Source organism: Patulibacter sp. SYSU D01012 (assembly GCF_017916475.1).
Lineage (GTDB): Bacteria > Actinomycetota > Thermoleophilia > Solirubrobacterales > Solirubrobacteraceae > Patulibacter.
In genome coordinates this window covers 171683-183847 of sequence record NZ_JAFMTB010000004.1, presented here as the reverse complement: position 1 = coordinate 183847, position 12165 = coordinate 171683, and the positions used below count along the sequence as shown (strand labels likewise).

Sequence of the window (12165 nt, the reverse complement as noted above, 5' to 3'; positions counted from 1 at the left end):
CCGACACCTCAGGGTGCCGGGCCGCCGGTCGCGGCCCCGAACGACCACGACCCGACACCTCAGGGTGCCGGGCCGCCGGTCGCGGCCCCGAACGACCACGACCCGACACCTCAGGGTGCCGGGCCGCGACCGGGGGGAGAGATCGGCGCGCCGGCTACCGGGCGCGCCGCGTGCTGCGGGGGAAGATCAGACGTGGTGCGAGCGCGACCCGCGCCCGACGACGGCCGAGTAGATGAACAGGAAGATCAGGGCGCCGACGATGGCGATGATCCACGTGCCCAGGTCGAAGAAGCCGTCGAGGTCGCCGACGCCGATGGCGGAGGCGATGAGGCCGCCGATGACCGCGCCGACGACGCCGACGATCAGCGTGCCGAGGAAGCCGCCGGGCTCAGGACCGGAGTGGAGTGCGCGGGCGATGGCGCCGGCGATGAGGCCGAGGACGAGGAAGGCGATGATGCCCATGGTGGTGTCTCCTTGGTTGGGTGGAGGACGAAGGGGGACGAGCGCCGGCTACTTGCCGGTGAGCTTGTCCTTGACCGCATCGACGGCGTCGCCGACCTTGTCCTTGACCTTGCCGGCGTTCTGGTCGGCCTTGCCCTCGCGACGGAGCGAATCGTCGTCCGTGGCCGCGCCGGCGGTCTCCTTGACCTGGCCCTTGAGCTTGTCGGTGTTGCCGCTCATGCTGGTCTCCTTCGTCATGCCGCGGTCCCGGTCGACGACCGGGGCTCCGTGGCGGTGTGGGGAGCCCATACCCGCGATCCGCAGCGGCAACCAGGAAGTTCTTCGGGCCGCCCCGTTCGGGGGGTGCCGGGGGCCCGGGTCGCGCCTCGTGCTCGCCGCGCGGGCCGCGTGGAGGCGACCCGTGCGAGGCGTCGGCGCGGGCGTCGCGGCCGGGCGCGCGGCGGCTAGGCCGCCGGGCCGCCGCGCAGCAGGTCGGCGAAGCGCTCGCGCAGCCGCTTGGCCTGGATGCGCACGTCGCCGAACCATGTGCCGCCGGTCAGCACGACGACCGGCGCGCCGGGGGGCGCCGACTGGCCGGCCTTCTGCCGCACGTCGCCGAACAGCGTGCGCGTCCGGACGTCGACGACCACGCCCTCGGGGACGAGCAGGACCACGTCGCCGAAGACGGTGCCCGCGTCGATCTCGACCTGGGCGTCCTGCACCACCGCCTCGCGCAGGTCCAGCTCGACGTCGCCGAAGACGGTGGACCAGCGGCTGCGGGCCGGCACGCGCCACTCGCCGGAGCGCTTCAGGTCGCCGAAGATCGCGTTCTGGGCGGTCGGCGCCACCAGCTCGCGCCCGCCGGCCGGCGTCGGGATCGCGCCGGTCGGAGCCGCGCCCTCGTGCGGCAGGGCCACCGGCAGATCCGCGGTGAGGCGCGACAGGTCGTCGCGGGTGACCGCGGCGCCGGCGGCCCCGAGGCGGTCGGCGAGCTCCTCGAACGTCAGGCGTCCCTCGCCCGCGGCGTCGCGCAGCACCCCCATCGCGTGCTCGCGCTCGGCGTCGGACGCGCGGATCGCGGGGGCGCCGGAGGGGCCGGAGGCCGCGGGCTCGGGCAGGTCGCTCATCGCCCGCGCGATGCTAGCCGGGGCGGCGGCGGGCGGTCGGCGCGCGCCCGCCCGCGCCGTCCCGCCTAGTCCCGCGAGGGGTAGATGCCCTCGACGGCGATGATGTAGTTCATGCCCAGGTACGGCTGCATGATCGAGAACGGCTGGCTGCCGCCCGCGATCCCGACCGTCCCCGACACGGACGCGTTCACGCGGGTCTTCGTGCCACCCGCGCTCGCCAGCGGTGCGTAGCTGCCCCCGGCCGCCGGGATCCCGCCCTCGGGGCGCGACGTGGTGGCCCGGCCGTTCGTCGCCGGCAGGTCGACCGTGGTGCCGGCGTTCTGGAACGTGTGGTTGTGCGCCGGCATCTCGGTGATGATCAGCGTGTGGGTGGGCGACCCGGAGATCTCGCCCAGGTTGGTGGCCGGCAGCCCCGGGCCCTGGCCGGTCCCGATCGGGGTCCGGCCGCGCAGGTCGGGCAGCCCGAACGTCGTCTGGCCGTTGCCGCCGTACGTGGTGCCCAGCAGGCTGAACAGCGCGGTGTTCTGGGCGATCGACATGATCTGGCCCTGGCAGAACGCCCAGCCCCGGGGTGCGAAGTTGCCGCCGAACATGCGGATCTCGGCGATGAAGGCTTCGGACATGGGGTCCTCTCAGGCGGCGGCGATGTGCCGCAGGATCGTGGCGGTGTACGTGTGGTGACCGGCCCGCTCGGTGCCGGCCGTCAGCAGGAGCGGCACCGGTCCGTGGACCGGGTGCTCGACGGTCGTCTCCAGGCTCGTCAGGGCGGTCCGGGTGACGAAGGACAGGGCGAAGGCGTCCTCGCGCCCCGCGTAGGCCTTGCGGCTGCGCGTGCGCGACCCGCCGAGGTCGCGCACGCGGCGCAGCCGCGCGCGGTGCCGGCGGCCGTCCGCGGTGACGGTGAGGAGCGACCCGGCGAGCGGCGCCCAGGCGGAGCGGCGCAGCGGGTCGGCGGCGCGCTGCGACGCGGCGACGGCCACGCCGGCGCCGCCGACCGCGAGCGCGCCGGCGCCGACGCCGAACGCGCCGAGCAGGCCGCGGCGGCTGACCGCCGCGGGCGGCACGGCGAAGCGGTCGCTCACGGCTGGATCCTCGCGGCCCAGCGCACGTTGTAGAGCGACTTGCCGCCGCCGTTGCCGATGCGCAGGGCGAGCAGGTCGCCCGTCGTCACCGCGACGCTGTGCGCGTTGTCGCTGCAGCTCGTGTCGCCCGCGGCGACGGTGCAGACCAGGTCGGTCGCGTCGCCGTTCTTCATCAGGCGCGCGGCGATCGGGCCGCCGGACGGCGCGACCGCGTCGATGCGGATGGCGTTGACCGTGCCCGCGACGAGCGCGGCCTGCTGGGCGTCGGCGATGTCGTCGGCCGCGTTCTGCTGGCCGAAGGGGCCTGCGTATGAGGTGCTCTGCGACGGGTCGACGAGCGCGACGGCGCCGCGCAGGATCGCCGGGGTGGTCGCGCCGGCCGGGCCGACGGGACCGACGTCGCCCCGGTCGCCCTTCTCGCCCTGCGGACCCACGGCCCCGGTCTCGCCCTTCTCGCCCTTCTCCCCGGTCTCGCCCTTCGGGCCGACGGCGCCGGTCTCGCCCTTCTCGCCCTTCTCCCCGGTCTCGCCCTTCGGACCCTGGTCGCCCTTCTCGCCCTGCAGGCCGCGGGGGCCGGTCTCGCCCTTCTCGCCCTGCGGACCGACGAGCCCGGTCTCGCCGCGCTCGCCTCTCTCGCCCTGCGGGCCGGTGTCGCCCTTCTTCCCCTCCGGGCCGACCGCGCCGGTCTCGCCCTTCTCGCCCTGCGGGCCGGCCGCGCCGCGCTCGCCGGCGGGGCCGACCGCGCCGTCGACGCCGTTCGTGCCGTCCTTGCCGTTGGGGCCGGTGGCGCCGGCCTCGCCCTTCGCGCCGACGTCGCCCTTCGCCCCGGGCAGGCCGGGCGCGCCGGCCGAGCCCGCCGCGCCGTCGTCCCCGGCGGCGCCGCGGGCGCCGCGGGCGCCCTTCTCGCCGCGCGGGCCGCGCTCGCCCTCCTTGCGCCAGCTCACGCGGTACTCGCCGGGGCCGCACTCCTGCCCGTCCTTGATGACCCGCAGGGCGCCGCCCTGGTAGGCGGCGCAGGCGCGGACCACGTCCGCGTCGCCGCTCTTCGAGGCGGCGGTGGCGGCGGCGGTGCCGCCGGCGGCCAGGACCAGGGCGGCGGCGCCGGCGGCGGCCAGGCGGCGTGGGCGCCGCCACGCGGCTAGGCGTGACGAGGAGTCGGGGGGCGTGGGCATGGACGGGCACGATGCCGCACCGGTCGTTCGGTGGGGTGGGTTCTTGAGCCGATTCCACGGATGTTGGGCGGCGGCGTAGGACGAACGTCTAGGCGAGAAGTGTCCAGCTGTTCACATCCCCGCCCGCCGGCCTCGGCCGCCGGCCCCCCGCCGCAGGCGGCCCGCCGGCCGGCGGGCCCACGCGACCCACGCGGCCCGCAGGTCCACCCGCCGGGCCCGCCGGTCGGCTCGGCGCGGGGCGGGCCGGGCCACGTCCCGCCCGTCAGCCGCGGCCGTGCGGCGTGACGACCGCGCGGCCGGTCAGCTCCCCGGCCTCGAGCCGGCGGTACGCCTCGAGCGCGTCGTCGAGGGCGTAGTACTCGTTGTCGGGCACGATCTTCCCGGCGCGGTACAGCGCGACGACCTCGTGCAGCTCCTCGATCGTGCCCCAGTACGTGCTGGTCAGCTCGGTCTCGTAGGGGATGCCGTAGAAGTTCCAGTCCAGGTGCCCGCCGGCGATGCCGACGACCGTGATCCGCGAGCGCAGCCCCGCCACGGCGGCGGCCAGCTGCAGCGTCGGCCCGGCGCCGACGAAGTCGAAGACGGCGTCGACGCCCTTGCCGCCGGTGAGCGCGCGGATCGCGGTGACCTGGTCGTCGCCGCCCGGCACGGTCACCGCGCCGTGCCGCTCGGCGCGCTCCATCGCGTCCGCCTTCGTGTCGGTGGCGATGACGGTGGCGCCGGTCAGGGCGGTGAGGATCTGGACCGCGATCTGGCCCAGGCCGCCGAGGCCGATGACGAGCGCGGTGCGGCCGCCGCCGGCCAGATGGGGCAGGGCGAGCTTGATCGCGTGGTACGGCGTCAGGCCCGCGTCGGAGAGCGGCGCGGCGGCGACCGGGTCGGCGTCGCCGAGCGGCACCAGGTTGCGGGCCGGCACGCGCACGTACTCCGCCATCCCGCCGTCGCGGCCCAGGCCGGACGCCAGGTACGGCATGTCGGCGGCGTTCTCGCAGTACGTGTCCTGGCCGCGGGAGCAGGCGGCGCAGTGCTGGCAGCCGACGGGCCCGTAGACCAGGAACGCGTCGCCGATCGCGATGCCCGAGACGCCCTCGCCGAGCTCCTCCACCCAGCCGGAGTTCTCGTGGCCGAGCACGTAGCTCGGCTCGAGCTGCGCCGGCCCGTGCTCGGCGTCGAACTCGCGGAAGACCGCGACGTCGGAGTGGCAGGCGCCCGCGCCGGCCACCTTCAGCAGGACCTCGCCGGGGCCGGGCTTCGGCCGCTCGACCTCCTTGAGGGTCGGGAAGGTCTTCCACTGCTCGAACACCACTGCGCGCATGTCGCTCGCCGTCCTTCTGGAACCGCTTGATGAGGTCCTTCGACTATGGCACCCGTGGCGATGGACGCCGTGCGCGGCCGGAGCGGTCGATCGGCGGCTCGTCGGGCCCGGACGAGGGACGGCCGGGGCGGGGCCGCGCGTTCCGTCCCCCACACGGCCGGAGCGCGCCCGGTGTTCCCGGAACGAGCGCTATGCGCTCGTTCCTTCCCGCTCGACGCGGTGCGGGCGGTGTTGGGAGGAAACGCGCGCCTGGCCGCCGCGCCCCCTTCGCCCGGCGGGCCGGCGTCGGCCGACGCCCGGCCCCGGCCGGCGCCGCCGTCGGTCGCCGCGACCCGGCCCGGACACCGCGACCCGGCCCGGACACCGCGACCCGGCCCGGACGCTGTCCTGGCCCGTCGCGGCGTTCTGTCTATCGGGCGAGCTTCTTGTACGTCAGGCGGTGCGGGCGGTCGGCCTCGTCACCCAGCTCGTCGCGGCGCCACGCCTCGTACGCCTGCAGGTTGCCCTCGAACCACGTGGCGGTCGAGTTGCCCTCGAAGGCGAGGATGTGGGTGGCGATGCGATCCAGGAACCAGCGATCGTGGGAGATGACCACCGCGCAGCCGGGGAAGGCGAGCAGGCCCTCCTCGAGCGCCTGCAGGGTCTCGGTGTCGAGGTCGTTGGTCGGCTCGTCCAGCAGCAGGACGTTGCCGCCGCGGCGCAGGAGCTTGGCCAGGTGGACGCGGTTGCGCTCGCCGCCGGAGAGGCTGCCGACCTTCTTCTGCTGGTCGCCCTTCTTGAAGTTGAAGGAGGCGACGTACTGGCGGGAGTTCATCTCGCGGTCGCCGACCTTGACGTAGTCGAGCTTCTCCGAGATCTCCTCCCACACGTTGTTGTTGGGATCGAGCGCGTCGCGGGACTGGTCGACGTACGACAGGTCGACGGTCTCGCCGAGCTTGATCTCGCCCGCGTCCGGCTTCTCGAGGCCGGTGAGGAGCTTGAAGAGCGTCGACTTGCCGGCGCCGTTCGGGCCGATGACGCCGACCATGCCGCCCGGGGGCAGCGTGAAGGAGAGGTCCTCGAAGAGCAGCTTGTCGCCGAACGCCTTCGTCAGGCCCTTCGCCTCGATGACGGTGTCGCCCAGGCGGGGTCCGGGCGGGATCGTGATGCGCGTCTCGTCCAGGCGCATCGCCGACTGCTCCTTCATGAGCTCGTCGAGGTTGTTCAGACGCGCCTTCTGCTTCGTCTGGCGGCCCTTCGGGTTCTTCCGGGCCCAGTCGAGCTCCTCGTTGATCCGCCGCTGGCGGGCCACGTCGGTGCGCTTCTCCATCTCCATCCGCTTGGCCTTCTGCTCCAGCCAGCCGGAGTAGTTGCCCTCGAACGGGATGCCCCGGCCGCGGTCGAGCTCGAGGATCCAGCCCGCGACGTTGTCGAGGAAGTAGCGGTCGTGGGTGACCGCGACGACGGTGCCCTTGTACGACTCCAGGTGCCGCTCCAGCCACGCGACGGACTCGGCGTCCAGGTGGTTGGTCGGCTCGTCCAGCAGCAGCAGGTCGGGGGCCGAGAGCAGCAGGCGGGCGAGCGCCACGCGGCGCTTCTCGCCGCCGGACAGGTCGACGACGGGCCAGTCGCCGGGCGGGCAGCGCAGCGCGTCCATCGCGTACTCGACCTTCGAGTCCAGGTCCCACGCGTCCGCGGCGTCGATCTCCGCCTGCAGCCGCGCGAACTCCGCGGCCGTCTCGTCGGAGTAGTTCATCGCGAGCTCGTTGAACTTGTCGACGAGGCCCTTCAGGTGGGCCAGGCCCTCCATGACGTTCTCGTGCACCGACTTGGACTCGTCCAGGTTCGGCTCCTGCTCGAGGATGCCGACCGTGGCGTTCGGCGCCAGCGTCGCCTCGCCGTCGAAGTCCTTGTCCTGGCCGGACATGATCCGCAGCAGCGACGACTTGCCGGCGCCGTTGTAGCCCAGCACGCCGATCTTGGCGCCGGGCAGGAAGGACAGGGAGAGGTCCCGGAAGACCGTCTTGTCCGGCGGATGCACCTTGGTCAGCTGGTGCATCGTGAAGACGTACTGCGAGGACATACCACCAACGGTACCGACCTGCCGGGGGCGCGCCGTGCGGTGCGTCCGGCGGGGCTCTCATCCCGCGCGCGGGAAGGTGCCCGGCGGCGGGAGGCCGTCGCGTGACCGGGGTCGCCCACCCCTGGCCGCCGGCGCGGCTAGGCTGGGCAGGCGCCCCGGCAGGCGGGGCGTCCCGGACGAGAGGGTGCGCCGTACCCGGAACGACGACGGCGCACGGAAGGAGGGCCGTCATGGCCTGGATCCTGCTCGTCACCGCCGGTGCGCTCGAGGTCGTCTGGGCGCTCGCGCTCAAGCGCTCCGAGGGCTTCTCGCGCGTGCCCGAGTCGCTGCTGTTCGTGCTCGCGGCCGCCGCGAGCTTCGTGCTCCTGGCTCGCGCGCTGAAGGACCTGCCCGTGGGGACCGGCTACGCCGTGTGGACCGGCATCGGCGCCGTCGGCACCGCCATCCTGGGCATCGTCCTGCTCGGCGAGGCCGCCACCGCGGCGCGTCTGGGCAGCATCGCCCTGATCGCCGCGGGGATCGTCGGGCTGGCGGTCTCGGGCGCCCACTGAGCGGGCGGCTACGCCGCCGCGTCCTCCGGGCGCAGCAGGATCTTCCCCGTCAGGCCGCCGCCCTCGGCCAGGCGCAGGGCCGCGGCGGCGTCCTGCAGCGGCAGCTCGGCGGCGATCTGCGCCTGCAGACGGCCGACGTCGTGGCGGCCGTCGAGCGGGGCGGCCCGGCGGGCTGATCGCGGCGGGGCCGAACGCCGCGCGCCCGGCGGGGCCGGGCGCGCGAGGGGTGCATCACGGGGCGTGCGGCCCCGCCGACCTCGGGGGACAACCGAAGGCCGGACCGGCGCAGGGAGAGAGCGCGCCGGAACACATGAAAGCAGATCGGCTTTTCGGGTTTATCTGGCGTGCGCGATCGCCTGTGCGCGAGGGGTGAGTGCGCTGTACGCTCGCGCGCATGCGCGCCCCGTCGAGCCGTCACCGTTCCCGCGTTGCGCCGGCCGCTCGGGTCGCATCGCGCCCACCGGCCCGCGCGCGACCCGGCACGGTCGCCGGCGGGCTCCTCGCGTGCGCCGCGCTCGCGCTCGCGGCGCCGGCCGGGTCGACGGCGGTCGCACCGGCGCCCGCCGGATCCCCGGCGTCCGCGCCCGCCGGGCCGCGGGCGGCGACGCCGCTGCGCGTGCGCGCGAGCGCGATGCTGCGCTCGGGGCGCGTGGTCGTGTCCGGGAGCGTGCGCGGCCGGGCGCCGCGGACCGCCGGCCCGCGATCCCGCTGGCGCGCCGCGCTCCAGGTCGGCACGGGGCGTGCGTCCCGGACGGCGGCCACCGCCCGCGTCCGGCGCGCCCGCTTCGTCCTGCGCACCGCGGCGGGCGCCCCCGGTACGACGACGCGCTTCCGCGTGCGGCTGCGGGCCGGGCGCCGCGTGCTCGCGACGTCGAAGGTCCTGACGGTGCGGGTGCCCGCCGCGGCGCCCGGGCCCGGCGCGCCGACGCCCGCCCCTGGCACGCCGGCCCCGCCGGCGGTCCCGCCCGCCGCTCCGGGGCCGTCCGGCCCGGCGCCCGTCGACTTCGTCGCCCTGAACGCCGGGCGCGCCACGACCTGCGGCCTGCGGGCGTCGCGACGGGTCGCCTGCTGGGGGTACGGGGCCACGGGCGAGATCGGTGACGGCGGGAACGTCAACCGTGCGTCGCCCGTGGCGGTGGCGGGCCTGACCGACGCCGTCGCCGTCGACAGCGGCTCGGGGCACACGTGCGCGCTGCGCGCGACCAGCCAGGTCCTCTGCTGGGGGTACAACCCGACGGGCGAGGTGGGCGACGGCACGACCGCCAACGCCTCGACCCCGCGACCGGTGGTGGGCCTGACCGGGGCGACCGCCGTCAGCGCGGGCGGCACCCAGAGCTGCGCGCTGCTGGCGTCGGGCCAGGTGCGCTGCTGGGGCGGCAACGGCTCCGGGCAGCTCGGCGACGGGACGACGACGGACCGGACGACGCCCGTCGCGGTGCAGGGGCTGACCGACGCCGTGGCGATCTCGGCCGGCGGCGTGCACACGTGCGCGCTGCGCGCCGGCGGCCAGGTCGTCTGCTGGGGCGGCAACGCCGGGACGCTCGGCGACGGGACGACGACGAACCGCCCCACCCCGGTGGCGGTGCAGGGCCTGACGGACGCGACCGGCGTGGCCGCCGACTACGCGCACGCGTGCGCCGTGCGGGCCTCGGGCCAGGCGGTCTGCTGGGGGTCCGGGACGCTGGGGCGGGTCGGCGACGGCACGACGGCCGACCGCCTGACGCCTGTCCCGGTCACCGGCCTGACGAACGCGGCCTCGGTCGCGGTGGGCACCTACCACTCGTGCGCGGTGCGGGCCACCGGCGCCGTGGCGTGCTGGGGCTCCAACAGCGACGGCGCCCTGGGCGACGGCACGACGACGCAGCGGACGTCGCCGGTCGCGGTGGTCGGGATCGGCGACGCCCTGCAGGTCGTGGGCGGCGGGGGCGGCGGCAGCGCGTTCAGCTGCGCGCTGCGCCCGGCAGGTGCGGCCGTGTGCTGGGGCGCCGGGGACGCCGGGCAGCTCGGGACCGGGACGGTCGTCTCCGGCCCCACGACGCACCCGGTCGCGGTCGTCGATCCGGGCATCTGAGCCCCGGGTGCGGCGCGGCCTCGCGGCCCGCGCCGGTCTGGGCCCCGGAGGCGCGCGCGGGACGGGCGTGCGCACGCCGGCGCCGGCCGCCCGGTCGCCGGGAGCAGCACGAGGGGCACCCTGACGGGGGACCCCGAACCGGGCAGGGGGCCCGGGGGCGCGCGGTACGCTTGATCGAATGGCCGGTTCCGTCTTCGACATCGAGCATGCGCTCGGACTGCTCGAGCTCCAGCCGCCGTTCGGGAAGCGCGACGTGCAGATGGCGCGCCGGTCCCTCGCGAAGCGGTGGCACCCGGACCTGGCGCCCCCCGGCAAGCAGTTCGAGCACGAGCGGCACCTGAAGGCGATCAACGAGGCCGCCGACCGCCTGGGCAAGCTCGCCGAGGACTCGCGGGGCGGCGAGGTCACGGCCAACGCCGTCAAGGTCAACGCGGCGGCGGCCCGGGCCGCGCGCGAGGAGGCCGGCCGGCGGGCGTACGAGGCGGAGCAGGCGGCGCGCGACCGGGCCACGCACGACCCGTTCGGCAGCCGCATGCCGGACCACTCCGTCGTGCACCGCTACGCGCGCTGCGTGTCGTACCCGGAGTGGGGCGTCGGCAGCGTCACCGGCGTCTACTTCACCGGCGAGGGCGACGACGTCCAGCAGTTCGCGCGCGTGCAGTTCCACCTGGGCATCCGCACGGTCCCCGCCGGCACGCTGCAGTTCGTCGACTTCTCGAAGCCCGACCCGGGCGCCGAGCGGGTGCAGCGCTTCGTCACCGCCGCGCAGCACGCGATGGCCGAGGGCGAGTTCGCCGTCGCCGCCAAGCGCCTGATCTACGCGCGCGACGCGGACCCGGCGAACACGACCGTGCTGCGCCTGCTGACCGTGGCGTTCCTGCAGGCGGACGACCTGCCCGCCGCCGGCCGCGCGGTGCGCGACTGGCTGCGCGCCGAGGGCGAGCGGCCGGCGCCGCACCGCTTCGCTGCCCGCATCTACGAGGCGCAGGGCGCGACGCTGCAGGCCGAGGAGTCGGCGGCGCGCGTCGTGCGGCTGGCCCCGGCCGACGCAGCGGCGTGGGCGCGCCTGGGCCGGCTGCGCCTGCGCGTGAACGACCGCGAGGGCGCCCTGGACGCGCTCGACCGCTCCGTGCAGCTCGACCCCGCCGTCGACACGCTCCTCGACCTGGCGCTGGCGGCGCACCTGGCCGGCGACCTGGGCCGCCAGGTCGACGCCGCCCAGCGGGCCGCCGAGCTGGCCGACGAGGGGGAGAGCGTCCACGTCCGCGCCCGCGCGTGGGCCCGCTACGCCCACGCGCTCGCCCGGACGGACCGCACCACCGACGCGCTCGAGGCGTGCGACCGGGCGCTCGACCTGGCGCCGAAGGACCGCGAGGTGCTCGAGCTGCGCGACCACCTGCGCGAGCGGCTGCCGCGCGAGCTGCAGACGGCGGCGAGCTGAGCCGGCGTCCCGTCCCGCGGGGCGCCGCGACCGTCCGGTGCCCGGCGTAGCCTGCTCGGGTCCATGCGCCTGATCGTCGCCCGTTGCGAGGTCCGCTACTCCGGACGCCTCGAGGCCCTGCTCCCCGAGGCCCTGCGCCTGCTGATGATCAAGTCCGACGGATCCGTGATGGTCCACGCGGACACCGGGGGCTTCAAGCCGCAGAACTGGATGACCCCGCCGACGGTCATCGAGCTGCAGCGCGGCGGCGTGCCCGTGCCCGAGGAGTCGCCGACGGGCTACTCGGGGTCGGTGGCCGGCCGCGAGGTGGCCGACGGCGAGATCCCGGCGCCCGCCGCGGCCGACCGCGCGGCCGCGGCCGCCGACGGCGCCGACCCGGGCCTGGAGCCGCTCACGCACATCGTCGTCCGCAAGCGCGCCGGCACGACCGAGGACCGGCTCGACATCGCGATCTCGGAGGTCGTCTCCGACACCTTCCACGACATGGGCGAGGCCGCCGCGCTGGAGAAGTCCGGCGTCGAGCGCGAGCTGCAGGAGCTGCTGGCCGACGCGCCGCACCACTGCGGCGAGGGCTTCCGCCTGGTGCGCCGGGAGTGGCCGACCGACATCGGCCCCGTCGACCTGATGTGCCGCGACGACGCCGACGGCTGGGTGGCGGTCGAGATCAAGCGCGTCGGCACGATCGACGCCGTCGAGCAGCTGACGCGCTACTTGGAGCGGATGCGGGAGGAGCCGGGGTTCGCCGAGGTCCGCGGCGTGCTGGCGGCGCAGTCGATCAAGCCGCAGGCGCGCGTGCTGGCGGAGTCGCGCGGGCTGGGCTGGGTCGAGGTCGACCTGGACGTGCTGCGCGGCGACCGCGAGCCCGCGCTGAAGCTCTTCGACCTGTAGGCGGCGCAGGCGTCG

General features: G+C 75.9%; 12 protein-coding genes. 4 read left to right on the top strand and 8 right to left on the bottom strand.

Annotated features, from left to right (window positions below; genetic code table 11):
- Positions 1-186: 186 nt before the first annotated feature.
- The 8 genes from J3P29_RS19400 to ettA all read right to left on the bottom strand — a co-directional run bounded on the left by J3P29_RS19400 (position 187) and on the right by ettA (position 7199).
- Complete coding sequence (locus tag J3P29_RS19400; protein WP_210496051.1) at positions 187-462, bottom strand: GlsB/YeaQ/YmgE family stress response membrane protein; 276 nt, start codon at positions 460-462, stop codon at positions 187-189.
- A gap of 48 nt (positions 463-510) precedes the next feature.
- The gene (locus tag J3P29_RS19395) at positions 511-681 is read right to left on the bottom strand and encodes a CsbD family protein (RefSeq protein WP_210496050.1); all 171 of its coding nucleotides are present in this window, start codon (positions 679-681) and stop codon (positions 511-513) included.
- A 224-nt stretch (positions 682-905) separates the two neighbouring features.
- Positions 906-1568 carry a DUF1707 domain-containing protein gene (locus J3P29_RS19390; protein ID WP_210496049.1) on the bottom strand — a complete coding sequence of 221 codons (663 nt, stop codon included), beginning with the start codon at positions 1566-1568 and terminating at the stop codon, positions 906-908.
- A gap of 65 nt (positions 1569-1633) precedes the next feature.
- Positions 1634-2191 carry a tail fiber protein gene (locus tag J3P29_RS19385; RefSeq protein ID WP_210496047.1) on the bottom strand — a complete coding sequence of 186 codons (558 nt, stop codon included), beginning with the start codon at positions 2189-2191 and terminating at the stop codon, positions 1634-1636.
- A 9-nt stretch (positions 2192-2200) separates the two neighbouring features.
- Positions 2201-2650: a hypothetical protein gene (locus J3P29_RS19380; protein WP_210496046.1), complete on the bottom strand. Its 450-nt coding sequence runs from the start codon at positions 2648-2650 to the stop codon at positions 2201-2203.
- Positions 2647-3822: a hypothetical protein gene (locus J3P29_RS19375; RefSeq protein WP_246852426.1), complete on the bottom strand. Its 1176-nt coding sequence runs from the start codon at positions 3820-3822 to the stop codon at positions 2647-2649. The genes J3P29_RS19380 and J3P29_RS19375 overlap by 4 nt, the downstream gene beginning before the upstream one ends.
- Before the next feature lie 262 nt (positions 3823-4084).
- Complete coding sequence (locus J3P29_RS19370) at positions 4085-5137, bottom strand: NAD(P)-dependent alcohol dehydrogenase (RefSeq protein ID WP_210496045.1); 1053 nt, start codon at positions 5135-5137, stop codon at positions 4085-4087.
- A 409-nt stretch (positions 5138-5546) separates the two neighbouring features.
- The gene (gene ettA / locus J3P29_RS19365) at positions 5547-7199 is read right to left on the bottom strand and encodes an energy-dependent translational throttle protein EttA (protein WP_210496044.1); all 1653 of its coding nucleotides are present in this window, start codon (positions 7197-7199) and stop codon (positions 5547-5549) included.
- A 230-nt stretch (positions 7200-7429) separates the two neighbouring features.
- Between ettA and J3P29_RS19360 the strand changes: the two genes are divergently transcribed.
- From J3P29_RS19360 to nucS, 4 genes are all read left to right on the top strand, one after another.
- Complete coding sequence (locus tag J3P29_RS19360) at positions 7430-7750, top strand: SMR family transporter (RefSeq protein ID WP_210496043.1); 321 nt, start codon at positions 7430-7432, stop codon at positions 7748-7750.
- A 616-nt stretch (positions 7751-8366) separates the two neighbouring features.
- Positions 8367-9821 (top strand): hypothetical protein, encoded by a 1455-nt coding sequence (locus J3P29_RS19355; RefSeq protein ID WP_210496042.1) that lies wholly within the window; start codon positions 8367-8369, stop codon positions 9819-9821.
- A 178-nt stretch (positions 9822-9999) separates the two neighbouring features.
- Positions 10000-11262: a tetratricopeptide repeat protein gene (locus tag J3P29_RS19350; protein WP_210496040.1), complete on the top strand. Its 1263-nt coding sequence runs from the start codon at positions 10000-10002 to the stop codon at positions 11260-11262.
- 63 nt (positions 11263-11325) lie between these two features.
- A complete protein-coding gene (nucS, locus tag J3P29_RS19345) occupies positions 11326-12150 on the top strand; it encodes an endonuclease NucS (RefSeq protein WP_210496039.1) in 825 nt (274 codons plus the stop codon).
- The last annotated feature ends 15 nt before the right edge of the window (positions 12151-12165 follow it).